The organism is Candidatus Nomurabacteria bacterium (assembly GCA_023898565.1).
In the GTDB taxonomy this organism is placed as follows: domain Bacteria; phylum Patescibacteriota; class Minisyncoccia; order Phycocordibacterales; family UBA918; genus OLB19.
Genome location: CP060228.1, coordinates 698,807 through 722,307, shown reverse-complemented (window position 1 = coordinate 722,307; position 23,501 = coordinate 698,807). Strand labels below are relative to the sequence as shown.

The window sequence follows — 23,501 nt, the reverse complement described above, 5'->3', positions numbered from 1 at the left end:
AGCCGCCCCGAAGGGGCGGCTTGTTAATTAGATTGATAGTATCACTATTTAAGACAGGTATAATGTGAACACTATGCCTCGATCTTCACACTTTGGTGCGCACCACAAACGTAACGTTACGCGCCGCCACATTATTCCGATTTACGCCGCTTCCCTGCTCCTCATGCTGCACAGCTACCTAGTAGCATACATAAACTCTTCATATCTAGAGCAGTTTCTTTCCACCGCAGAAGTTGGTACGATGTACACCCTTGGCTCGGCACTCAGCGTACTCATCTTCCTGTTCGTTTCTCGTGTACTACGGCGAGTGGGTAATTTTAAGCTTACACTACTTCTCCTAACCATGGATTTCGCGGCTGTTTTAGCAATGGCATTTGCAAATGAACTCAAGCTAGCCGTCCCTCTTTTCTTAATTCACGTTATTACTGTACCACTCATCATTTTCAATCTCGATGTCTTCATGGAAGACCAGATTGATAATAATGAAACCACCACCGGAAGCAAGCGCGGTCTACTGCTGATGCTCGGCAGTATTATTGGTGCCACAACTCCACTCGTCAGTGGTATTTTGGTAAACGGAAACGAAGCCACATTTGAGTATCCATACCTATTAAGCGCGGTCACCCTCATTCCGATTATGGGCATACTCCTCTTTTACTTCAAAGACTTCAGTGACCCAGAATACAGTGAAATTGACCTTTTCTCATCAATTAGAACGTTTTGGCGGAATGCGAATATCAAAAATGTATTCTTGGCCAACTTCACGCTTCAGATGTTTTTCATGATGATGGTAGTGTATGCGCCAATCTACCTTACTCGTGACATTGGCTTTTCATGGACTGAGTTCGGTATTATCATGTTTTTTGCGCAGCTTGCCTACGTAGTCTTCGAATATCCTATTGGCCTCATTGCAGACAAGTACATTGGTGAGAAAGAAATGATGGGCTTCGGCTTCCTTATTATTGCCATCGCCACTTCATGGATGTCATTTGTGACTGTTGCCAGCCTACTCGCTTGGTCAATTATCATGTTTATCAGTCGCGTTGGTGCCAGCTTGGTAGAAGTAACCACAGAAAGCTACTTCTTCAAACAGACAAAAAGCAGCGATGCTCAGATTATTAGCTTTTTCCGCATCACTCGGCCACTGGCATACGTTCTTGGCGCCATGCTTGGCTCACTTGCCTTACTTTATTTTCCATTTAATCTCGTCTTTATTATTTTTGCATCACTCTGCATTCCCGCCATGTTCTGCACACTCAATATTGAAGATAGTAAATAACTATTTCAAGAAGTACCCACCTTGGTCCACTGAAATTAAATCTTCCGCTGCAAGCTTTTTTAGCTGCCTGACTATCTTAGTTTTGTCTAATTCACTCAACTGCCGCATGAGCTGCTGTTTTGGTAGCCGAGACACTTCAGCTAGTTTGCGTAAAATCGCACCGCGGATTTCTCGGTCGCTGCCTCTAAACGTTGACTGCTTGGTGTAGTGCTTGCTTTTGGTGTTTATATTCCCATGCAAGCGCTTTAGATGTGAACCATAATCCATCAGCGCCCAATACCACTCTCGCACTCGCTCAGTCGGGCAGGTTTGCTCAATAAGGAATAAAAGCTCAGCATCAGACACTCCAACAGAATCCTTATAGAAGTGGTGAAGGTATGCCTGACGAATATTAGTCTCTATCATGGTGGTCGGAATATCATACGCAAACGCCATAATAGCGCTCGCCGTATACGGACCGACGCCCGGTAATCTCCGCAAGCCGAGCTCACCTTTTGGAAACGTTCCGCCCTGCTCCATCACTGCTTTGGCAGCCAAGTGCAGAAACTTCGCCCGGCGATTATACCCCAGACCTTGCCACGCTCGCAGCACTTCAGCTTGCGGTGCCACAGCTAGCTTAGCGACGGTTGGCCATGTTTTTATGAAAAGTTTAAATTTCGGTAGCACTCTATCCACTTGCGTCTGCTGCAACATAAGCTCCGATACTAGAATTTTGTAGGGCGTAATAGCCTTTCGCCACGGCAAATCATGCCGGCCATTCTTTTCATAATGGGCCCACACGGCGGCAACGAATTGTGCTTCTTTTTTAGTCATCAAAACAAGCTTTCTTTAGGTAGCCACTTTTCAACATAGTCATCGACTTTAAACTTTCGCTTTGCTCCAGCGAAGTTCATGTAGCGAATTTTGCCAAAAACTGGTCGCTCTGGCCATGCCCGGTCATGCACGCCACAGATCGACCACATGACGCCCACAATGCCATTTGGGTCATTACCGTCAATACTGTACGTGTCATTAAGATAGAGCGCGATTTCAACCGCTTCTTCAGCTGACCTGGTCCATTCAAGCACTTTTTTTGCCCAGTACATGCGACACCAACCATGCATCTTACCAGTTGTCACGAGCTGCGCCTGCATCGCATTCCAGAACTCGTCATGTGTCTTACCGTGCACAAATTGCTCTTTGGTGTACAAATACTCCCGCTCGTCATTTTTATGCTCCTCAATTGTCTTCTGCGCCCACTCATGAGCACCAGAGACCTTATCTGGCGTCTTGCTGTAATAGCAGTAATTATCTGCTAATTCCTTGCGCACCACCAGTTCTTCTAGGTACGCTTCACGACTTTCTTTATCCATGTCGTAGGCTTGACTGACTTCGTATGCGACTCGCTGAGCAGAGAGTTGCCCAAAGTGCAGATACGGTGACAAATCTGACTGTCCATCCTTGGTCGGATCATTTCTATCTGTAGCATACCCGTCTAGTTTTTCCGAGGCGAAACCCTTCAGTGCAACCGTAGCCGCTTTCATGCCTGGCGTACACCAATCAATCTCCCCAATCTCACGATTAGCAGACACTCCAGCAATCACAGTATCCCAGTCAATGCTGGTGGTTTTTGCTTCGCCATATTTGTGTGTAGACAATTTTGGTAGATTAGTGAGGTACTGCCGCAGCACTTTATGTACTTTTGGCCTGAACGTATAGGCAGCAAATTCTTGCTTATCACTTGCCGCAAAACACGGCACCACGTTGTGTGCGTCTACCTCAGTGACTCGCTGCTTAAGCTTCTGTAACACTTCAGATTTCCACCGCGCAGGCAGCGGCATAGGGTTAAAATCAAGCACCAATTCGCCTGCGTCAATACGTTCTATGTACGAAACAACCGTCTTTTCTGGTGCTCCCTCAAGGAGGGCAAACTGAATATTTTTACTCAGTAAATCTTGTTCTACTTCGCGCAAACCGCGAAGCATAAACGCAAACTGCCGAAACGATGCCTTACCATACGACTCAACCAGATTAAACACCACATGGAGTGCCACCTGACGGGCATCAGCTTGCTCTTTGGCATACAAAAGCGCCCAGTTATCTACTGAGCGCTGATCGCGCTGCATCCAATACACTACCGGACCAGACCCGGCTTCTACTTCATTTAGAAGTCTGGTACGAGACTGGTCAATCAACATATTACTCCACCACTTCGTAATCTACCTGCCGGCTGTCACGCTTCGGCATGACCACTGCAGCAGCGAGGTAGATGATTAATCCAGGAAAGACACCGGTCAAAATCAAGAAAGTGATTGCCACTACACGAAATAAAACCGGATCCTGATCATAGTAATTAGCCAGACCAGCCAGCACACCAGACACTACCGCTTTTTCTTTGTCACGTTCCAACTTTCTTTTCCGTTTCATATTACTACTATTTATAAATGATAAATGACATCCTTTCGCTCAACCACAATCTTCCACTGCATACGCTTTGCATAGTCATGCAACTTCTGATTTGGATTAAAACAAATTGGTCGTTCAACTGACTCTAGCAACGAAATGTCTCCTTCGGTGTCACCGACCGCAATAGAACCAGAGCGAGTGAGTTCGTCGTTCTTGTCGAAAACGCGTCTGACAATATTTGCCTTACTCTCTATTAGATGCTCATCTGTCACAACACCGGTAAAGCAATCTTGTGGACCAATCTCGTAAATTCTACCGTAGACCTTATCAAACCCATATTGATGACAAAATTCATCAAGAATAGTTTTCGGCGATTGCGAAATTGCCACCACATAATACCCTTGCTGTTTTAAATCAGAAATGAGATCGCGAGTATACTGATATACGTATTTACTCTGCTCTTTAACAACGTGTTTACCGATTTCAGCGAAGGTGCTGTAATGAACACCCTTAATATACTTCATAAACGTGTTAATGACCGCCTTGATGTATGCATGATAGTCACCTTCTCGCTCCTGCCACTCCTTGAGCTCCGTTTCATACATAAGAGCAGCCTCTGGCGGGAACACTTCTTCCTCAATCAGTTGTTCAACTAACTCGATTAGCAAGCTCGAACGAAAAAAAGTGCCGTCGATGTCAAAAAATGCTACTGGTTTCATAACCTTAGTGTACCAATTTACTAAGGTGATGTTTAGCTATTTTCGCCCGCTGGCGAACCTGGACGGAGGAGCACGTCGATAATGGCACCAAATGTCAATATGAAGACTACAGCTAATGCAATCTGACCAATCACCGGAAGCAGCAGTAAGAGAGCCACGACAACCGAACCAGACACCAGTGCCAAAAGAGTAATTTGTTCATCTGATTTAGTAAAGAGGCGCATAAAGAGCTTTCCGAGCACAGCAGCAACTCCAATCACGCCAAGCAATATAAAGAGGAGATATCCCAGTAAAAGAATGGCTCCGACAATAGCACCAATCATACTCACCAACAGAAGGCTAATTGCAATTGGCGCAAACAAAATAGTCAGCACACCAAACAATAGTGGTCGCGGACTTTTTGACAATGCTCGAGCCGTGATAGTGCTGAGCGTCTTACGAGACACCAGGTACCAAACCGCTATCGAAAAAAGTAGCACAATGATTGGCACCAAAGCGGCTTGAGCCGAAGGCTGACTACCTGGCAACACCGGATCACTACGGGTTAGGTCACCAACAATCGAGGCTTCGGTGCCACGGATTACAACGGTCTTGCTCACATAGCGCACCGAACCATCTATCACAGCTCGATCACCGAGTGTCAACTGGTCTACGGTCACGTCCACATCGCCAGCTACCTGCGAGTCGACTCTAAGGTTTGCGACGGTACCCATCACGTCACCCCCGACTGAACCCTCTATCACTGCGTCACCTGCGTAAATAAGCACATCACCAGCCACTGAAGCGGTTGATAAAATGTTTACCGTTCCACCAACTACGAGCAAGTCGCCCATCACTGGGTCTGCGATTGTTACCTCCCCCGACACAATGCGCAAATCGTCGCCAATAGTACCGTGCACATCAGTCTGACCCGCAACAATAAAAGCGTTGTCACCGACTGAGCCGTTTACAACGACTTGCCCGGCAGCCACTACCAAATCTTCCCCCACTTCACCAGATACGTTTATCTTGCCTGCAGCTGAGTAAAAGTCACCTTCAATGAGCTGCTCTTCAGGAATAGATACTGTGTCACCCGAGCGCACCACCGTTTCCGCAAGGGCCGTATGCGCAGTAACAATCATCAGAAGTGAAGCAACGGTGAAGCTGGTTAGAATTTTCATAGACACTTATTCAACCTTAATATTCTCTTTAATAATAGTAGTCTTGTCTCCGCCACTGTTTACAGTAATCTGCTGCGCCACTTCCGCAATCACTTTGTTTTCGCTTTCAATTTTTTCATCTTCGCGCTTTACAGTTGATTTGGCAATACTCTCTTTTTCAGACAGATTCATAAGCAAAAAGATGGTCACAGCTACAGCGATAATGCCGAAGAGATTGAGCAACAACATCATAGCAGCTCCTTTAATAATGGTGGCACTTAGCGCCGCAATTCCTACACCGATAGTTGCAAGTGGTGGCACCAAAGCTACCGCAATCGCGACTCCTGGTAGCGCATCGTCCCACTCTGGTCGAGCCAGCATGTACGCCACCGCAGCACCAGCTACGATAGCCACAAGTAAATGCAGATGGCTAGGACTTGTACGAGCCATCACTTCAGCAGTAGTGTACGAAGCTTCGTTTCCAAATAAAAATGCAGCAACAACAGAGAGACCTAAACCGACCGCAAGTGATTTGATGAGTGTATTAAAAGCACGCTGGAACAAAGAAGCATCCGTTCCCATCATTACCAAACCAAGCGCTACACCAAGAATAGGATACATGAGCGGTGCAATGAGCATGCTACCAATCACGATTGAGCTGCTATCAAGCAGCAGACCAAGAGTGGCCATGAGGGTTGAGAGGCCAATTAAATAGAAGTAATCGAAGTCTGGCGTGCCGTTCTCCACCAACTTACGAACTAAAGCTGCCTTATCTTTATCTGGCAAGGCACGAAATCGAGCTAATACAGGCATAACATTGAATTATAAGCCTAGTATACGTTGGTTATGCTCCTATGTAAACGCAGCTACCCACGAATTATAAATCCCCGACCCCAGACACCTTAAGCCACAAAAGTACCACGAGAATGAGGGCAAGCAGCAATAACGCAGCGTTGGTAATCAGGAATTTCCTCATACCGCTACATACACCACCGGTGTCTGTAAGACACTAATAATAGCAAGTCCTAAGACAAGCAAAAAAAGCCCACCACAGAACACTGCTACTCGCGGCCTCGATAACTCCTTTTGACCAGAGTGCCAGTTGCGAACATACAGAAATGAAAATGCGAAACGAAAAAAACTCATGCAGGTAACCTAATTTCCTTGTGATTATTATAACGCCTTCTCAAGAGTTACCGAAACGACTTTCTCCTCTTTGTCCTGTAAAATTGTAAGTGTGATTGTCTGCCCCACTTTTTTCTGACGCAGCACTGCCGCTAGATCCATATCACGCAACTCCTCACCATCAATTTCTAAAATGATGGTGTTTTCTGCAATACCAGCCTTGTCCGCTGGCGAACCCGGCAGCACAGCCAATTCATCTGCACTCTCGCCACGAAGTACCAACACCCCATAATCAACTGAAAGATTGTTCAACGTAGCCAACTGTTCAGTTACTTTCACATACCTCACACCCAAAAACGGGCGAACTATCTCTCCATACTCTTTTACTGATTCGACGACTCCACGCACCACATGCGCTGGCAGCGCAAAGCCAATGTTATCTGCGCCTCGCGATGTTGCCACATTAACCCCTATGACCTCACCCGCGACATTTAGTAGCGGACCACCTGAATTGCCTGGATTAATCGCAGCATCTGTTTGGATCACCTCGTCTAATTGTTCACTATGTCCCATGCCGTCTGAGGCCATTATTGAACGCGACAAACCAGACACTACTCCCACTGAGACGGAATTTCGAAATTCAGCCAGAGCGTTACCAATCGCGATGACCGGCTCCCCGAGCCGTAATGATTCTGAATTTCCAAACGTGAGATACGTAAGCGCGGCCTGCAGAGGCTCATTGATTTTCAGAATTGCAATGTCTAGCTGCGGATCACGCGCGAGAACATCAACCGCATATGACGTGCCATCGTTTAGCAAAACAGAATAGCGTGCAGCTTCGTCTTCAACAACATGACGATTAGTTACAATCAATCCGTCATTGCTCACAATAAACCCTGAACCACCACCAACTTCTCGCTCTTCGGTGCCATTTTCGCGTACCCGGGGAATACTAAAGCCACCAAACACACCCCAAGGGTCGTATGATTCATAATAGCGTTCATACACCGGTACATCTTTCGTAATAATCACTGACACAACTGCCGGATTGACGGCGGCAATTGTATCGATAATTAGATCCTGGCCTGAAGCCGACACACTTGATGGCTCTGACACAGCCGGACTAATCAATTGCGCTATCTGAACACGCGCAATATAAAGAGCCGAAAAGACTACCAGAACGCTCGTGACACTACTGACAAAGATTGCTTTTGCGATGTTTCCAGATTCCATACGCTTTCTATATACGATTAGATTCCTGCTCGTCTTTCATAAACAGCTGCTTGCCGCGCTCCCACATTTCGTCTCGTCCTTGCAGCTTTAGCCAATACCACCACTCCGCACCCCAAAGATACTGCTGTTCAAATCGAGTTTTTCGCGCATAGGTTAAAATGTCTTCAAACTTCTCCAAATTCATACGGGTAAACTGCACCTCAAGCGGCACGTCCACCACTGGCTCTAGGAGCCATGGTTCTGCCGATAATTCAATCAACACACTCGGCTTATTGCCATAAACCATCTGCATAAAATTGTCTTTCACTCGATACGCAAACGGTGGCAAAATCGTCCTAAATTGACCAAGCTCGGGATTCCAAAAGTGGACGTATACGCTCGTGCCGAACATATCACCTCGCTGATACGCACCGTGCCAGGTACCCAAATTACCGCTGTCGGTTACCAAAACCAACCGGGTTGGATCCAGCTCATGCGCCAGTGCAATTTCTTTTTCAAGAAACGCTACATCAAGCTCGCCACAATGCTCATACGCAAACACTTCAAGAAACGGTTCGTTTTCTATTTGCCACACTGTTACTGCCGGACTCCGTTTGTACCGCTCGATAACCTGCTCCATATAGCGCAGTTGCGCCGCCTGCCGCTCGCTACGCTCTAAGTCTGCAGCCCATCTAGGAACATGACACTCAGGCCACCGAGGCAAACGCCGCCCCACAGCAAGCACTACTTCAGCCCCCACTGCTTCAGCTCGTTCTACCTGATAGTCAAGCTCCTCAAAGTTGTAGACGCCAGGCATCGGCTCAATCATTGGCCAGTGCGCCGCCAACCGTAAGTGCCGTACTTGCAAATCATCGAGAATTGCATCGTATGTCTCACGCCAGTTTAGACCAAGCTCACGTGCATATGGCGTGTTAAATGACATGCCATACGTGATATGTAGAGGCGTGGGTTTTTGTGCTAAAAGCACTAATGTAAAAACCGTTACCGCAGCCAAACCAAGTACAACATAAAATAGTTTCTTCCACATGATCACAATCGCTTAATGGTATCACGTAAAAAGTACGACATACCCAACCAAAATCACCACTACATACAACATGCGACGAAAAGTGGTTTGAGGTCGAGTGTCTTTGTCTGTTGCGGATTCCGGTAACCAGTGAGCAAACAAAAATCCAATCAGCAAAATAAAAACGTACTGCAAGCCACCAAGCGCCTGCACCACTGAAGCATCACCTAAGTCAGTCGCCTTCAGCAACATAAATGCAGCTACGCCAGCAAATACTTTTGCCAATAACACGATCATGCCTGTCTTTTTGGTTGCTTGTTTCGTTTGGGTACGAACCTTATCGAAATACGCTGGCACCAAGAGCAGAGAAAGCGTAAAGATAACAAAACCGATACGCGACCAGAAAAAACCATCATCAAAACCAGTCTCAATGAACAGCCCCTTCATCGTAATATAGTGCAACGCAAAAAAAAGTCCGCTATGGAACACTTGCACCACCGTGTCTACTCTCGGCAAAGTCTGTGCTACCAATAAAGTACCAACTGAAAGAAGTACGACGCCGACAATAAACGTGTCATGCAGTTTTGTTTCTAAAAAAATATGGCTGAGCCCAAACGAGGATAGAGCTGAAACAGCCCCAATAATTGGCATGGCAGTTGAAGCATCCGCTCGTCGCAGTGCATCGTACATCGAAACTAGTGCAATAAAAAATGTGTACGCTGCCAACATTGCCATGCTCACCACTTGAATCGTTGGCTTATGTACGTTCTCAAGAGACGGCACGCCGAGCTCCGAGAGCCCGGGTATCCAACCTAAGAAAAAAATGATTACCCAACCACCTGTAACCAAGCATGAGTAAAAAGCGTACACAAATGGTCGCGGCAACACCTTTTCGTCAGAAACAATATATTTATCGAACAGAGCAACAATCGCGTTCAAGAACTGTCCAGCCGTAGCAAGCAAAATCCATCCCATATCACCCTTATTCTACTACGGCATTTCCTTCGATTATTTCTTTGTACACGTAGGCGGAAGGGCGCACTTCTCGCTCGAGCGTATCATAATTGATCTTAATTAGACCGAACTGTTTTTCAAACCCAAGTGCCCACTCATAATTATCCATAAGCGACCAATACAAATGACCGCGTACATCTGCTCCGTCTTGAATTGCTTGCCAAGTAGCTGCTACTTGTTTCTTGATATACTCAGCTCGGTCGGAATCGTCGTGATCAGCCAAGCCACCTTCTGAAACAAACAGTGGCTTCTTGTATTTCGCCAACATCATGAGTGCATCATAGATATGCTCTGGGGCAAAATTCCAATCCATATCAGTCTTTTTCCAGTGACGCTTGTCACCAAACTGCGTGTAAAAATAGTAATTAAGTCCAATTGAATCACAATGACGCTGCGTGCGACTCATAAAGATGCTTGTCCAGGCGTAATTGGCAATGGCCGCTTTGATTTTATTAAACGGGTTCCAGTTCGCTGCGAATACAATCACGTGCTTCACCACACTCACTTCAGTGTCTGGCGATACTTGTTTAATCGCCTGGTACGCTGCATTATGCGCCAAAGCCAGATGCTTCATAACACGCCAATACAGTAGAAGCGGTCGAAGTCCACGACTGGCCTGTGCCTCATACGTACGACCGGAGTTGGTAATAGATACTAAATCAGTCAGAGCAAATCGCTTGAACGGCGGCCAACTCCCACGAAGCCAGCCGTTGCTACCAAATACATTTGGCTCATTCATGGTTGAAAAATGGCCACACAAATCCCCCAGCTCTTGTACAACAAACGCTGCGTAACGCGCGAATATCTCTGGTGAATCACTCCTCTCAAAACCACCTGTTTCTGAAAACCAAAGCGGTAGTGTGAAGTGCCAAATGGTTACAAATGGTGTAATATTTCGTTTTTTCAAAGCGCGTAATACCTGACGATAATGCTCGATTGCATCAGTGTCAAACTTCCCTTCTTCCGGCTCAATCCGTGCCCACTCTACAGAAAAACGGTGCGCCGTGTGACCTAGTTCTTTAGCCATATCAAAATCTGCTTCGTAACGACGATAGTGGTCACAAGCCGTTCCACAGGGCGGCACGCGCTTCGCGCGTGCCGCCGCCGCCCAATCGGTATTTTCAATATCTCCCTCTACCTGATACGACGCAGTCGCCGCCCCCCAATAAAACCCTTCCGGAAATCGCTTTTCACTCATATCTGGCAGTATAGCAAAAAACTAAATGTCTTTTGCTACCTCGACTACGCGTATTGGATAGCGCTTGCGCGCACTCCAGACACCAAGACCTTTATTAACCAAGTACCCAAGTAGTGCCAAAGCAAAGAAGTACCCGACTCCAACCAGCGTAAACTGTGGCAATGTCTTAGTGGTAAAGAGCCCAATTAACGTAGCGCCTACACCCATGGACGTCACAATGGTGAGATTTTTTACTGAATTTCCTGTACTCTTGGCGGCCAAATCTGAAAAGACCTGCGAAGCCGAAGCAACGTATTCACGTGTCAGCGTCCAAATATCCTTAATGTATTCGAGCGTATCACCAAGCGCTTCATGTTTATATCCGAGTACTTCTTGAAATCGAACAAGCTTTGGATCGCTGTCAGAAACATTCTTTCGTGTAAGCAGGTAGGTGTCCATCTGATTAATACGAGTACCGATGAAACTAATAGTCTTTGCATACTCATCTACTTTACTCTTAAAGGCAGGTATATCAGAACCAATCATTTCACCACGCTCCACCACATCAGCGATACGCTCCCAGATAGTACGATGCAAATTCAAGTAGCGGTGCAACTGACCACGAAATTCACGTACAAAAATCTGTTCTCCAACAAAGCGCTCAACCTCATCGTCAGAGACACTGTTCTGGTTAATAATATACAACTTATCTCCGCGATAAATATCAAAAGACTCACCGTTTACAGTGAAGTAGCGTTCTTGCGTAAATTCATCAAACAGTTCATTGACTCTTTTTTCTGAAGCATTTGTAGTTGTTACAAAATACGGGTAAACCGTCTTTATATTTGCCAACTCCTTCGGCACAGGCGCACCCAAGCTGAATATGTAGCCAATAGCGGGTGATAACTGCTCCTCATAGTATGACGTCAGTCGTTTTATATCTGCCTGAAGATCATGTGAATGATGCGTCCCTAAGACAATCAATCCGTCTTCAAAAATCTTTACCTTAACCTCACCACTAGTGAGCATGATGTATTCGAGCTGGTCAACCTGAAGCTTTAAAGTATCAATTTCTAGAGAAGCTCGAAGAGATTCAAGCCGCTTTTTATCAAGCGCAAGTGGCGATTCAGCTACGCGCAGAAAGTCGTAAATTTCACCTAAGTGCAAACGAGTACGCTGAAACCAGCCGCCAACAAAAATCTGCTTAATCTCCATTTGTATATACTAACAAGTAAACTGTTTGTAAAAACCTATTTCCCACACTACAGAAATGAATTTATGAATGATGTTGGAGCAAGGTACTGAAGCCACTTATCGTAGAGCTTGGTTATTGCCTGTACATCACCGACGTTTTTTTCAGCAATGACGCGGTACCGCTCCTTGGCAAATGCAGCTGCGATTTCTTCTCCACCAAGGACGCTCGGATTTTCAATACTATACGCACCACACAAAAGCTGAAGTGATGGTCGATGCTGCATAGCGCCATAAAAAGAGAATTCATCCATAAGATCAATATGATATGGCATATGTTGCTTGGTTAGATACCGCTGTTTCGCGATATCTGCAGTTGGTTTAACTCCTAGCGTAATTGATCGGTGATAGATGAATGGGACAGTAAATGATCGTCCGTTGAAAGTTACAAACACATCGTAGTCTTTCGCTCCTTCCCAAAAATCCTCGAGAATTTCTTTTTCCGTTCGCTGCTTGCAGATAAAACCATCAATCTCAAAACTCTCATCCGGTGTATCTGACACGAAGTACACCGCACCACTTCTGCGCTCCACATCATACACCGCAAGCGAAATAATTGATGCTGTGAAGGGTGACAATGCTGTACGCAAATGTATCTCGTCGAGCTTTCTGCGCTTTTCGTCAGGCTGCATATCTGTCCGATCAATCCTGTGCGTGAGCGCAGCGCGCGTAATTCCTGGCAACTCCTTCCAATCTTTCCCTTTAGTCTCAATGTCAACAATCAAAGTAGCCATACTCTACATTTTAACTGGCGTTCCTGAATAACAGTTTAAAATAAGTGGCCGATTATCACTCAAATAGTATCGATAGGTGCCCACCACCGCACCACCGCATTCATCGGTAGCCACACTTGAAACACCGTAAATCGGAAATCCGTCGAGGGCGTATCCAATAAGCGTACTCTCTCCAAAAACCGAGTACAAACCAACTTCAGTATTGCGGATAAGCGAACCGTCTTGTGCTATACCAATCACGTCATTGGCTGGGCAAGTAGGGTTAGGGGCTGGACCAAACGGAACTGGCAATTGGAGGACCACTTCTTGCGCAGTCGTGGTCTGCGGAGTGCCAGTACCAATCGCGGGCTCCACTACTGTAGATTCTGTATATAATACTCGAGCACCTTCACGTAACTCAAACGAAACACCACGAGGCCATATGCCGCCATACGGCGTTGGTGCCGGACATGAGACAGCAACTGACACAACACCACCATCGGTTTCGCTAGCTGATTCAGCTGTCGATTCCTCCTCTGACACTTCAGTGGAGGCAGCAGCTAGCATCAACGATTCGCTTTCAGCAACTTTCCTACGCATTTCGGCCAGCCGCTCTTGACGAGACAGCGTCTCTGGCAAAACCACCGTAGCAGTGTACGCATCATGCACTGCCGTGACAGGTTGCAAAGGTGAATCTTTGGCACTTGAAGTACCAGTCCACTCCGAAAAGATTGTTGTTCCGATAGCAACTATCAGAAAAACGATCGTGGTGAACAACAGCAAAAAATCTCGTGTTCTGAACATGTGTGTATTATAGCAAAGGGCGGCAGCCGAAGGCTGCCGCCCTTTGCACAGTCGCCCCGCCCTACACAACCTTCTTCTTACCACCCGTACGTGCTGCCACCTTCACCTCAACCAACTTCTCTGCACGCCTAATATCAGCCAACAACTTAGAACGATCATCGTTATACAAGAAAAGATCAAACACTGACCGACCACCGTTGCGCGCAAACACTGCTCGATCGCCCACTTTCTTTTTTACGTCAATTTTGTGGAAAGACTCAAGCGCTTCAATTTTTTTGATACCTTTAAGTTCAGTAATCTTTCCCTCCTTAGCCGCAAACCACTTCATCGCGCAAGCGTACCCCTTACATTTTTTAGGAATAATTGGCTTCTTTGGAATGCGAATTAAAACATCATTGAGCGCATGGTTAATATCACAGCTAAGCTTATGAAGGAGATGTCGGTACCCACCCATACGCGCAGCCACCTCCACAATTTTCCACTCGTCATCTACCTTCATAAGCTCAGAGTGCACAATCGAGCTGCGCAGCCCAAGGGCATGAGTCGCCTTTTCTGCCGCCAACTCTGCCTTAGCCACCGTTTCTGATTTTAAGCCAGACGGGGTCATTTGCAGATAATTATAAAAATCGTCATGGCCATTTTTCTTGGCAGTAATTTGGCGCACTAGCGGGCAGTGATATACCTTACCGCGAGAATCCACGTACGAATCAATTGAGTACAAATCGCCGTCCATATATTCTTCAGCGATTACTTTAGGCTCTTCCAGTCGGTTGTCATTTTCGTACGCCCTTTTAATCTTTCGAAAAATTGTCCGGAGTGCATAATCCAGCTCTTCTTCGTGATAACAAATGGTCACAAAAAGACTAGCTGCCATATTAGTTGGCTTAATAATCATCGGAAAGCCGATTTTCTTAATTACCCGATCACGCTCCGGTTTGGAGTTCTTTTTGACTAGCGTAAACTTCGGGGTAATTTTTGGATCATACACCTTGAAACGCTTACGCATTTCATATTTATCACTCGCCCAACGAAGGGATTCTGTCGTAGGAGTGCGCAAGTACGGCACATGCGGAAGCACATCAGCAAACCGCGCCATGCTCTGCTCCGAGCGGCAGGTAATAGCCAGAAGTTCGTCTTCATACGGCAACAGCGCCTCGGCAATCTTTTCTGGCTTGGAGAAGTCGCATGAAATTAGAATATCTAAGCCTGGAGTACTCGAAAGACCCTTCTTATCTGGAACGCGAGAATCACGCAACAACATAATCTGCAGTTGATGTCCTAAAGTCTTTTCGTACTCACGAACCGCTTCTACCGTACCAGCAGGCAAGTTCATAACGTACACGATGATGTTCTTCTCCTTCTTCATAAGAATGCTTAAAAAATAAAAAAGCAGTTATTCAATCACACTGCATATCCAGAACGCTGTATTCAGACAGCTAAAAGCATACACCGGAATTAGTGTAAATTCCAATGCCAACACACATCTTGTGCAGTGACAACTCTTGACAAAACTTAGACAAAGTCAGCACCAAAGTATTCTCGCAGCCAATTGACCGATCGAGTGATGTCGTCATTTACAATATGTACGACCACGTCGCCCGCCCTCGCTTCTTTGGCAGCAAATGTAATCGCTTCATCTTCACGAAGAATTCGATCAACCTTAGCAGCACCATTGGCCGAAAGCTGATCCGCTAAAAGCTCTGACACCTTTCCAACCTCCTGTGTGAAGAGCTTACTCTGAAGCTGTGTGTTTGGCAGCCGGTAATATCCGTCAATCTTGTCATATACTACGAATCGATCGAAACTTTTAGCAATCCCTTTTGCGGTCTCCGCAATATGCTGCTCGGTGCGATCGTAAGCCAAACGAACAACACCTATCACCTGACCCCCATCGCCAGCCAAAGCCCTCGCCAGCTCACCGACAGCGCACAGTGATTGTTCTTCATGAGCATAATCAGCCAAGATTCTGACACCTTCCTTGTTACGCAGCAGCGTTAACCTACCACCATACGGGTCAAGCTTAATCTTGGTCAAAATCTCACTGAGCACATGTGGCAAGTTGCCTTCATGAAACGCAATTACCCCGGCTACCACAGCCAAAAGATTATAGACCGATGGCTCATACAAACCCTGAAACGTCCAAGAAACATCGGCAAGCGCAACCACAGAAACTAAACGCTTGTCGGCAGTGCGGTACGTTACCATCCCATCTTTAACAAACACATGTCGCTCACTAGCAGCCACATCGGCAAGTCCAAATGAAACAAGCCTTACTGAGGGATCAATGTCGGGCACAGCAGAACAAATAAGAGCGTCGTCGGCATTGTAGACCCCCCAACCCTCGTGTCGTCTAATACGAGTAAAAATAAATTTTTTTGCCTTGAGAATATCCGCTTGTGACTTAATGCGACTCGAATTTCCGATATGGTCTTTAAAGACGTTTAAAAAAATCCCAACTTCATGCCAAGAGTATCCCATTCCGTTAATACTGCTACTCCCAAGAGATGACTCGAGGACAGCAACTCCTCTTTCCTTGAAAGACAAACTTTCATATAGGTACCGCCCCGGACAGACCGAAGGAACCAAACCCCATGTCGCTAATGATTCATCGAGCGTACTTCGACGCTCCCCGTTCACAAAATGTCCCGTCGTGGTGACGTGAATCGTATCCTTTTTGGTAAGCGCACGTAAAACTTCTGCGAGAACAGTGACAACAGTCGTTTTTCCTTTAGTTCCAGTAACCGCAACTACCTTAGACTGCTTCATAAGGCACCTTAGAAACCAAACGTAACACCTGACTCATCATTGGTGCTCGATGCCGTTTCAGGATTTACTGCTAGTGCAATCTGCGTAATAAAGTCTTGATATGACTCCATCTCCATCTTCTTGCCATTAAGAAAGAAAGTTGGAGTACCAGTTAGACCAAGCTCACGAGCTTCATTGAACTGCGCCTGCACTTTATCTTTTAGGTTTGGCGCACGGAGCTGCTTGCGAAACAAATCAACATCCATACCAAGTTCATCGGCATACTTTACAAACTGCGTCTGTGGCACAGCCATACCTGCCCACTCCTGCTGTCGCTCAAAGAGCATATCGCTAAACTCGAAGAATTTACCTTGCTGTGCAGCTGCTTCAGAAGCCACGGCCGCTTCTACTGAATGTGGATGAATCGGTAGTGGAAAATGCCGATACTCAAAGCGAAGATTGTCACCATAAGCCTCAAGTACACTACTAAGTGCTGGCTGAAACGCAGCACACGCTGGACACTGCAAATCACTGTACTCCAACAGCACCACCGATGCTTCCGAATTGCCCTTTACGTGTTCTGTTTCAATCAAACCTTCATTATATTGCTCCGCCGAAGAGCCTGAATACCAAATCGCTCCGCCGAAGAGCGCGACACAGATGATGCCGATAATTACCCATGGATTTTTCATATAAAAAGCAGTGTACCACACTAGCCCACATCTGCTCACCCTAGACAAAAAGTAGTTTGGTACACTTAACCTATGATTAGCACACCGCATAGACCTTGGTCAGACGCTGAGGAAGAAGTACTAAACGCGCTTCACACTAACGAGCAACATGGTCTCACAGAAGTTGAGGCAGTCACTCGCCGCAAGGAATTCGGCGAAAATATTTTTGAATCAGAACAAAAGAAGGGGCCGATGACCATTTTACTGCAACAATTCACTAGCCCGCTTATCATTATCCTTTGTATCGCGACAGTCATTACTGCCGGCCTGCAAGAGTGGCTCGACATGTCGATTATCGCGTTTGCTGTAATCGTGAACGCTATTTTGGGCTTTATACAAGAGTACAAAGCAGAGCGAGCCATCGACAGCCTCAAGTCGTACATTACCCATCGCACCTTGGTAATTCGTGACGGCCATGAGTCAGAAATTGATCCAAGGTATATCGTGCCTGGCGATATCCTCCATGTTACTCACGGTGCCCGCATCACGGCCGATGCGCGTATCATAAAAGAAATAAACTTCACCGCTGACGAGGCCATTTTGACTGGCGAATCACTTCCGGTGGAAAAAACTATTGAGCCACTCTCGGAAACTGCCACCCTGCCCGAACGCACCAACATGCTCTACGCCGGCACACTCGGTATCGACGGTTCCGCCTATGCTGTTGTAACCGCAACCGGCTACGACACCGAGATTGGCAAGCTTGCCCGCATGGTTGACGAAACCGAAGCTGAGCTTACTCCACTCCAGAAGGCACTCGCCAAGCTCACGTGGGTCATTATTATTTTCACCAGTATTGCAGTAGTGGCGCTTTTTGCCATTGGCCTATGGCAAGATCGTGAGCTAGTGGAGATGTTGGTCATTTCAATCGCAGTGTTTGTCGGCTCGGTGCCTGAAGCTCTCCCCATTGGCCTCACCTCAATTTTGGCTATTGGCGTCACCCGCATTGCAGAAAAGAACGGCATCATGCGCAGTCTTACCGCAGCTGAAACGCTTGGTTCAACGTCTGTGATTATCACCGACAAGACCGGCACCTTGACCCAAGCTAATATGCAGCTTATCGACATTGATTCGACCAAGCAGCTTCTGGAGCCTGAATTTACACCTTCAGATAGCGAAGGACAGTTTACCGACATACAACACGACATTTTGCTTCTTGCTCGCTCTGCCTCCGACGTAGTCATTGAAAACCCTGAGGAAGATCCGAGTGTCTGGGTTATGAATGGATCAGGCCTAGAAACCAACATTGTTCGCGCCGCTGGAGCACACGGTATAAGACAAACCGCGGCAGATCGTTCTGACATTCAGATTCGTATCCCGTTCAGCTCGAAGTATAAGTTTTCTGTAGTACGTATCCCCAGCGGTTATCTTCCAAAAGATTTTGCACAATTCGAAGACCCTCACGTGGTCATGGGTGCTCCAGACATACTCATCGATCGTTCGTACTACGAGCACGAAATTAAGGAACAGTTAAAGGCATCGGTTAATGAACACAGCAAGTACGGCCGGCGAGTACTCGGCATTGCCCTCCTTACTCCGCACACAGACCCAACTGCTATTACTGTCGAGCATGTAACCAACCTCATGTTCCTTGGTGTACTCAGTTTTCATGACCCGATTCGACCGGAAGTGCCAGAAGCCCTAAAGCGCATCAGCTCATATGGCACTCGCGTGGTCATGGCTACCGGTGACCTGCCTGGCACAGCGCTGGCAATTGCTCGCGAAGTTGGCTGGGAGGTGAGTGAAGCAAACGTCCTTACCGGAGCTCAACTACAACAACTCTCAGATGAAGAGCTCATTGACCTACTCGATCGCATCAGCATCTATGCTCGAGTAACACCCAAAGATAAGCTTCGTGTCACAAAACTCTTCCAAGCCCGTGGTGAAATTGTGGCAATGACTGGAGATGGTGTAAACGACTCCCCATCGCTTAAAGCTGCCAACATTGGCATCGCTGTTGGCTCAGGAAGTGACGTAGCCAAAAGCGTCGCTGATCTTATTTTGCTTGACGATAACTTCAAAACAATTGTCGCGACCATTGAAGAGGGCAAGCAGATCTTGGCCAATATAAAAAAAATGTTCGTGTACTTAATGTCAAACGCGCTGGACGAGCTCATTTTGATTGGCGGCGCAATCCTGGCCGGTGTCGCACTGCCACTTTCTGCCGTGCAGATTATCTGGGTCAATCTCTTTACCGGCAGCCTACCAGCTATTGCTTTTGCCTTTGATCGCCAAAAGATGAAAGAAAGTGAGGTGACCAGCAAAGATTTCTTCAATCCTCGCGTGGTATTTCTTACTATTTTCATTGGCATTGTCGTCTCACTGATGCTCTTTGGCCTATACCTTGCACTCCTCAGTCTTGGCTTAGCAGTTGAGCTGGCTAGAGCCATCATATTTGCCAGTTTTGGCTCGTACACGCTGTTTATTGCTTTCTCATTCCGCGACCTCAGCCGTCCCGTCTACCAGTATTCACTAACCGAAAACCACACACTGCTAGCAGGTGTTGGCATTGGCGCCTTGATTCTCATTGCCACTTTCACCGTACCCTTGTTGCGCGAAACATTTGCTGTTGAGCCGCTGCCACTGATTTGGGTCGGCTTTGTACTGGCATGGAGCCTTGTAAACATTGTAGTGGTAGAAGCAGCTAAATGGTTTGCCAACCGCTTTTTGGTGTAGAAGAGCCTGCCAGGGCAGCAGTGTAGACAGACGTATTAATTTATTGTATTTTTAGCGCTTATGGCAATGAAACCAAACTTCACTCGCAAGAAAAAGCGCAAGGTACACGGCGCGACATTTTGGGATAAAGAATATACCAACCCAGAGCACTTAAAACTCTCAGAAAACGTCAGTGAGGATTTGGCAAAATTTACCCGTTGGCTTAATCGTACTCGTCCTGACTTACTCCAACCAGAACTGCACGCACTCGATGCAGGTTGTGGAAATGGTCGTAATTTGATTTTTCTAGCGCAAGAGTTTGGCATGCACGGCACTGGTGTCGATATATCCTCAGCTGCCATCGCCCAAGCCAAACAACTCTCAAAGGCGCTCCCTATCACCTACCATGTCGGCAGTGCCGGAAAGCCACTACCAGCAACAGACGAAAGCCAGGCATTGGTACTCGACATGATGGCATCACACTTTTTAAATAGAGAAGAGCGTCTTGCATTGCGGGACGAACTTTTCCGCGTACTCGTTCCCGGCGGCCACTTTTTCATGAAAACCTTCCTCAAGGATGCTGATTTACACACCGCGCGCCTCCTTAAAGACCATCCTGGCGCGGAAGAAGGCTCTTATATACACCCCGTCATGGGCGTGCCAGAGTATGTCTACAGCGAAAAAGAGCTCGTTGACTTTTTGAGTGAAAAATTTATCGTGCGCAAGATTTATCGTTCGCACAAGCACAGCTACCACGGCAAAGCTCGTAAGCGTCGCACCATCTCAATCTACGCCGAGAAGGATTTTAAGTAGAAGTCTGAGTTATACTAAATGAGTATGATTACACGCTATTTCAACCGGTTTCCCCATGCGATTCGTGGGCTTACGTACGGTTTTAAAAACGACTTCGGCATTCGCACCCAGCTCTATCTGGCGATCTTGGTCGGAATGAGTACCTGCTACTTTTTGACACCGCTTAGCTCCACTGAGCTTTTGTTCGTTGTTCTAGCTTGTACCCTTATTATTATTACCGAACTCCAAAACTCCGCCCTTGAAGCAGCACTCGACAAACTCCACCCCGAGCTACACGACACAATCAAACACAGTAAAGATATGGCAGCTGCCGCTGTATTGGTAGCCGGGATATTTTTACTAATCACCCTCGTAGTGGTAGCGTTACCACGCTTGTGATTACAAGGTAAAAGCCGCGCCCACGAAGTGGGCGCGGCTTTTACAAACCAGCTAAAATTCGGGCGCCATCATTGTCTCACGATCATAAACCGTGCCATATTCCATACCTGATTGCATCAGCGTGCTCATATCCTGGAACATAACTGTTGCCGGTGGCGTAAAGACGGTTCGATCGACATTTGGCCACGGTTTACAGTCATACCGCACAGCCTTATCAAGTGCCACTGGTTCATGTGTATCAACAGCACCATTTGCTGTCAAAGACAAATCTACTTTCATCCCATACAGTTGGCCTTCGATATCACTCCAGACATACATATCTTGCCCATCAATAATCATTGATGATAACACCTTTCCAGTCAAATCCGGAGATTCCGTCAAAAAATCGCCTCGCATACTACCAGCACTAACAAAGTACGTTCCCTCAACCGTGTGCTGCCTCTCAGTATCCTCGTAGAGGATGACACACTCAAGATCTTCTCCCAACAGTCGCAAATACTCCAACGTTCCTGTTCCCTCTCGTGGCTCTGCCACCGCAGGAGTTTTTGTTGATTCAGCCGATAGCTCGTCAGCACTCTCCTTGGCTTCTTCGGCCATGTGCTGTGCTGGAGTAGAAAAAAGTGCAAAGTATCCAAAGCCGGCTATGCCAACTGCCACTAGACCTAAAATTAAAACGTTTCTCATAGAAATATATTACTTATGAATAGGTCACTTCATTGTATCACCAACAGAAAACCGTTTAAAACAAGAGTTTCATAAAAAGAGACGTGGCATAATTAATCGATGTTGAAATTATCTACAATTGTCCGCCTGGTTTACGTACTTGTCTTTTCACTTACCCTGCTTGCGCTCTGCGGCATCGTGTTGTTGCTTGTCTCAAAAAGCATTATTCTTGGTGCAGCCGAGCGCAGAATTGCCACCGAGACCACCAAACCGTTCCCGGTGAGCGTAAATGTACATACCAAGACAATTGCAGAAAACGTCACCGTCAACCAGTTCTACCACAACACCTTAGCGATTGACCCTCGCTCAACCGACCACTGGTGGAATAAGGTTGCTGCAGCCTTTTCTGATAAACACTGGTACCAAAACCTCGCTTCACCCGTTAGCCGCATTGCAGTCATTTGGCCAGGTGAACGAAAAGAGGAAGTCAGCAAGCACATGAGTGACATTTTACATTGGGGGAAAGCCGAGCGTGAAGAATTCATGCGCCTAATGGACACTTCAGCTCCAATTCTGTCCGAAGGAAAGTACTTTCCTGGCCAATACGTCACTCACAAAGGCGCGACACCGCTTGATATGTACACCCTCATTAGTAACTCTTTCCAAACCACTATTCTCAATCACTACACCACCGAAGTACGCAATCAAGTTCCGCTCGAAGATGCACTTATTATTGCCTCATTAATTGAGCGTGAAGCGAGTGATTTTGACAACATGCGCGAAGTATCAGGAGTAATCTGGAATCGACTGTTTAACAATATGCCTCTCCAACTTGACGCAACACTACAGTATGTAAAAGGCAGCAGCCCGTATCAGTCAGTCTGGTGGCCGCTGGTACAGCCAGCTGATAAATACCTTGAATCTCCATTCAATACGTACAAGTACGACGGGCTACCTCCAGCTCCCATTGCCAACCCTTCTGCTGAAGCAATTCTCGCGGCACTTAATCCTGTTATAACTGACTGCCTATTTTATTTTCACGACAAGAAAAACTACTACTGCTCACCTACATATGAAGAGCATGTGAGCAAATTGCGCAGCTTGTATGGCCGAGGCTCCTAATCAACTCGACACGTGAGAGGGTCACTGATTTTTTTGATAAGGTACCTGATTGAAACCAGCAACAGAATAACTCCAACGATTCCAAACTCGACACCATGAAGCGGTAACAGTGCAATAAGCCAGCCGGCTCCCAGCGAACTTAAAAGCGCTGTGGCAATCACCGATCCACAGGCAGCACAACCAACGCCAAAAAAGCCACTCAAAATACCACCAACACTGACCACATGCAGCTTGGCGTTTTTTGTAACAACTTGCTGACGTTTAATGTAATACCGAAGTAGAGCCAGATTTACACCCGAAAGAACTGCTAACAGAATTAAATTAACCGCTGAAAAAAGTGTGAAGTTTGTTTCAATTGTGCCGTACAATGAAAGTACAAACGACATTTTTTCCCAAAAACTCAAAGTGGACACACCAAACACCTGAACGATTACACTCAGGTTCGGCAGTAACAACATCGCACTCACCACCAGTAACGCAACAACTGCTGCAAACGTCACGTACCGACCCTCGTAAAACACACGACGAAGAACCGGTAGAATCATATGA

The 23,501-nt window shown here is 46.6% G+C and carries 23 protein-coding genes; 5 read left to right on the top strand and 18 right to left on the bottom strand.

The annotated features are described in order from the left end of the window. Nucleotides 1–73: 73 nt before the first annotated feature. Entirely contained in the window at nt 74–1,279 is a 1,206-nt protein-coding gene (locus tag H6780_03845; protein USN88592.1) for an MFS transporter, read from the top strand. Here the strand turns inward: H6780_03845 and H6780_03840 are convergent, their stop codons facing one another. The 16 genes from H6780_03840 to H6780_03765 form a co-directional block, all read right to left on the bottom strand. Then, nucleotides 1,280–2,092, bottom strand: a complete 813-nt coding sequence (locus tag H6780_03840) for an A/G-specific adenine glycosylase (protein ID USN88591.1) — start codon at nt 2,090–2,092, stop codon at nt 1,280–1,282. Next, nucleotides 2,092–3,456: a deoxyribodipyrimidine photo-lyase gene (locus H6780_03835; protein USN88590.1), complete on the bottom strand. Its 1,365-nt coding sequence runs from the start codon at nt 3,454–3,456 to the stop codon at nt 2,092–2,094. Before H6780_03835 ends, H6780_03840 begins: the two co-directional genes overlap by 1 nt. 1 nt (nt 3,457) lies before the next feature. Next, the gene (locus tag H6780_03830) at nt 3,458–3,685 is read right to left on the bottom strand and encodes a PspC domain-containing protein (GenBank protein ID USN88589.1); all 228 of its coding nucleotides are present in this window, start codon (nt 3,683–3,685) and stop codon (nt 3,458–3,460) included. A gap of 11 nt (nt 3,686–3,696) precedes the next feature. Further along, nucleotides 3,697–4,383: an HAD family phosphatase gene (locus H6780_03825; protein USN88588.1), complete on the bottom strand. Its 687-nt coding sequence runs from the start codon at nt 4,381–4,383 to the stop codon at nt 3,697–3,699. Between the two features lie 32 nt (nt 4,384–4,415). Continuing rightward, nucleotides 4,416–5,543 carry a hypothetical protein gene (locus tag H6780_03820; GenBank protein ID USN88587.1) on the bottom strand — a complete coding sequence of 376 codons (1,128 nt, stop codon included), beginning with the start codon at nt 5,541–5,543 and terminating at the stop codon, nt 4,416–4,418. Nucleotides 5,544–5,549: 6 nt separating this feature from the next. Further along, nucleotides 5,550–6,335, bottom strand: a complete 786-nt coding sequence (locus H6780_03815) for a DUF389 domain-containing protein (protein USN88586.1) — start codon at nt 6,333–6,335, stop codon at nt 5,550–5,552. 360 nt (nt 6,336–6,695) lie between these two features. After that, nucleotides 6,696–7,880 (bottom strand): trypsin-like peptidase domain-containing protein, encoded by a 1,185-nt coding sequence (locus H6780_03810; protein ID USN88585.1) that lies wholly within the window; start codon nt 7,878–7,880, stop codon nt 6,696–6,698. Nucleotides 7,881–7,887: 7 nt separating this feature from the next. Next, nucleotides 7,888–8,907, bottom strand: a complete 1,020-nt coding sequence (locus tag H6780_03805) for a beta-galactosidase (protein ID USN88584.1) — start codon at nt 8,905–8,907, stop codon at nt 7,888–7,890. Between the two features lie 21 nt (nt 8,908–8,928). Next, nucleotides 8,929–9,861 carry an EamA family transporter gene (locus H6780_03800; GenBank protein ID USN88583.1) on the bottom strand — a complete coding sequence of 311 codons (933 nt, stop codon included), beginning with the start codon at nt 9,859–9,861 and terminating at the stop codon, nt 8,929–8,931. A gap of 7 nt (nt 9,862–9,868) precedes the next feature. Further along, a complete protein-coding gene (locus H6780_03795) occupies nt 9,869–11,098 on the bottom strand; it encodes a glycoside hydrolase family 1 protein (protein USN88582.1) in 1,230 nt (409 codons plus the stop codon). Nucleotides 11,099–11,119: 21 nt separating this feature from the next. Further along, nucleotides 11,120–12,292: a hypothetical protein gene (locus tag H6780_03790; GenBank protein USN88581.1), complete on the bottom strand. Its 1,173-nt coding sequence runs from the start codon at nt 12,290–12,292 to the stop codon at nt 11,120–11,122. Nucleotides 12,293–12,339: 47 nt separating this feature from the next. Next, nucleotides 12,340–13,062: a ribonuclease H-like domain-containing protein gene (locus H6780_03785; GenBank protein USN88580.1), complete on the bottom strand. Its 723-nt coding sequence runs from the start codon at nt 13,060–13,062 to the stop codon at nt 12,340–12,342. A 3-nt stretch (nt 13,063–13,065) separates the two neighbouring features. Further along, on the bottom strand, nt 13,066–13,845 hold the full coding sequence (locus H6780_03780; GenBank protein USN88579.1) for a hypothetical protein: 780 nt from the start codon (nt 13,843–13,845) through the stop codon (nt 13,066–13,068). A 61-nt stretch (nt 13,846–13,906) separates the two neighbouring features. Then, nucleotides 13,907–15,211 (bottom strand): ATP-grasp domain-containing protein, encoded by a 1,305-nt coding sequence (locus H6780_03775; GenBank protein ID USN88578.1) that lies wholly within the window; start codon nt 15,209–15,211, stop codon nt 13,907–13,909. A gap of 146 nt (nt 15,212–15,357) precedes the next feature. Further along, a complete protein-coding gene (locus H6780_03770; protein USN88577.1) occupies nt 15,358–16,611 on the bottom strand; it encodes a hypothetical protein in 1,254 nt (417 codons plus the stop codon). Between the two features lie 8 nt (nt 16,612–16,619). Then, a complete protein-coding gene (locus H6780_03765; GenBank protein ID USN88576.1) occupies nt 16,620–17,282 on the bottom strand; it encodes a thioredoxin domain-containing protein in 663 nt (220 codons plus the stop codon). A 72-nt stretch (nt 17,283–17,354) separates the two neighbouring features. On the opposite strand from H6780_03765, the gene H6780_03760 reads away from it, so the two are divergent. Genes H6780_03760 through H6780_03750 form a run of 3 tightly spaced genes read left to right on the top strand, consistent with a single transcriptional unit; the run spans nt 17,355 to nt 21,167 of the window. Then, nucleotides 17,355–19,997: a cation-transporting P-type ATPase gene (locus H6780_03760; GenBank protein USN88575.1), complete on the top strand. Its 2,643-nt coding sequence runs from the start codon at nt 17,355–17,357 to the stop codon at nt 19,995–19,997. Between the two features lie 60 nt (nt 19,998–20,057). After that, nucleotides 20,058–20,789, top strand: coding sequence for a methyltransferase domain-containing protein (locus H6780_03755; GenBank protein ID USN88574.1), 732 nt, complete (start codon nt 20,058–20,060; stop codon nt 20,787–20,789). Between the two features lie 24 nt (nt 20,790–20,813). Further along, nucleotides 20,814–21,167 carry a diacylglycerol kinase gene (locus H6780_03750; GenBank protein USN88573.1) on the top strand — a complete coding sequence of 118 codons (354 nt, stop codon included), beginning with the start codon at nt 20,814–20,816 and terminating at the stop codon, nt 21,165–21,167. 51 nt (nt 21,168–21,218) lie between these two features. Here the strand turns inward: H6780_03750 and H6780_03745 are convergent, their stop codons facing one another. Next, nucleotides 21,219–21,851, bottom strand: a complete 633-nt coding sequence (locus tag H6780_03745; protein USN88572.1) for a hypothetical protein — start codon at nt 21,849–21,851, stop codon at nt 21,219–21,221. Nucleotides 21,852–21,950: 99 nt separating this feature from the next. Between H6780_03745 and H6780_03740 the strand changes: the two genes are divergently transcribed. Beyond that, the gene (locus H6780_03740) at nt 21,951–22,952 is read left to right on the top strand and encodes an endolytic transglycosylase MltG (protein USN88571.1); all 1,002 of its coding nucleotides are present in this window, start codon (nt 21,951–21,953) and stop codon (nt 22,950–22,952) included. On the opposite strand, the gene H6780_03735 is transcribed toward H6780_03740, so the two are convergent. Next, nucleotides 22,949–23,497: a hypothetical protein gene (locus H6780_03735; GenBank protein USN88570.1), complete on the bottom strand. Its 549-nt coding sequence runs from the start codon at nt 23,495–23,497 to the stop codon at nt 22,949–22,951. The two genes, H6780_03740 and H6780_03735, sit on opposite strands and share 4 nt — an antisense overlap. Between the last annotated feature and the right edge of the window lie 4 nt (nt 23,498–23,501).

What these genes read in the sequence shown, in the direction of transcription:
- H6780_03845 (USN88592.1), top strand. Translation starts at nt 74, where the DNA reads ATGCCTCGATCTTCACACTTTGGTGCGCACCACAAACGTAACGTTACG.
- H6780_03840 (USN88591.1), bottom strand. Translation starts at nt 2,092, where the DNA reads ATGACTAAAAAAGAAGCACAATTCGTTGCCGCCGTGTGGGCCCATTAT.
- H6780_03835 (USN88590.1), bottom strand. Translation starts at nt 3,456, where the DNA reads ATGTTGATTGACCAGTCTCGTACCAGACTTCTAAATGAAGTAGAAGCC.
- H6780_03830 (USN88589.1), bottom strand. Translation starts at nt 3,685, where the DNA reads ATGAAACGGAAAAGAAAGTTGGAACGTGACAAAGAAAAAGCGGTAGTG.
- H6780_03825 (USN88588.1), bottom strand. Translation starts at nt 4,383, where the DNA reads ATGAAACCAGTAGCATTTTTTGACATCGACGGCACTTTTTTTCGTTCG.
- H6780_03820 (USN88587.1), bottom strand. Translation starts at nt 5,543, where the DNA reads ATGAAAATTCTAACCAGCTTCACCGTTGCTTCACTTCTGATGATTGTT.
- H6780_03815 (USN88586.1), bottom strand. Translation starts at nt 6,335, where the DNA reads ATGCCTGTATTAGCTCGATTTCGTGCCTTGCCAGATAAAGATAAGGCA.
- H6780_03810 (USN88585.1), bottom strand. Translation starts at nt 7,880, where the DNA reads ATGGAATCTGGAAACATCGCAAAAGCAATCTTTGTCAGTAGTGTCACG.
- H6780_03805 (USN88584.1), bottom strand. Translation starts at nt 8,907, where the DNA reads ATGTGGAAGAAACTATTTTATGTTGTACTTGGTTTGGCTGCGGTAACG.
- H6780_03800 (USN88583.1), bottom strand. Translation starts at nt 9,861, where the DNA reads ATGGGATGGATTTTGCTTGCTACGGCTGGACAGTTCTTGAACGCGATT.
- H6780_03795 (USN88582.1), bottom strand. Translation starts at nt 11,098, where the DNA reads ATGAGTGAAAAGCGATTTCCGGAAGGGTTTTATTGGGGGGCGGCGACT.
- H6780_03790 (USN88581.1), bottom strand. Translation starts at nt 12,292, where the DNA reads ATGGAGATTAAGCAGATTTTTGTTGGCGGCTGGTTTCAGCGTACTCGT.
- H6780_03785 (USN88580.1), bottom strand. Translation starts at nt 13,062, where the DNA reads ATGGCTACTTTGATTGTTGACATTGAGACTAAAGGGAAAGATTGGAAG.
- H6780_03780 (USN88579.1), bottom strand. Translation starts at nt 13,845, where the DNA reads ATGTTCAGAACACGAGATTTTTTGCTGTTGTTCACCACGATCGTTTTT.
- H6780_03775 (USN88578.1), bottom strand. Translation starts at nt 15,211, where the DNA reads ATGAAGAAGGAGAAGAACATCATCGTGTACGTTATGAACTTGCCTGCT.
- H6780_03770 (USN88577.1), bottom strand. Translation starts at nt 16,611, where the DNA reads ATGAAGCAGTCTAAGGTAGTTGCGGTTACTGGAACTAAAGGAAAAACG.
- H6780_03765 (USN88576.1), bottom strand. Translation starts at nt 17,282, where the DNA reads ATGAAAAATCCATGGGTAATTATCGGCATCATCTGTGTCGCGCTCTTC.
- H6780_03760 (USN88575.1), top strand. Translation starts at nt 17,355, where the DNA reads ATGATTAGCACACCGCATAGACCTTGGTCAGACGCTGAGGAAGAAGTA.
- H6780_03755 (USN88574.1), top strand. Translation starts at nt 20,058, where the DNA reads ATGGCAATGAAACCAAACTTCACTCGCAAGAAAAAGCGCAAGGTACAC.
- H6780_03750 (USN88573.1), top strand. Translation starts at nt 20,814, where the DNA reads ATGATTACACGCTATTTCAACCGGTTTCCCCATGCGATTCGTGGGCTT.
- H6780_03745 (USN88572.1), bottom strand. Translation starts at nt 21,851, where the DNA reads ATGAGAAACGTTTTAATTTTAGGTCTAGTGGCAGTTGGCATAGCCGGC.
- H6780_03740 (USN88571.1), top strand. Translation starts at nt 21,951, where the DNA reads ATGTTGAAATTATCTACAATTGTCCGCCTGGTTTACGTACTTGTCTTT.
- H6780_03735 (USN88570.1), bottom strand. Translation starts at nt 23,497, where the DNA reads ATGATTCTACCGGTTCTTCGTCGTGTGTTTTACGAGGGTCGGTACGTG.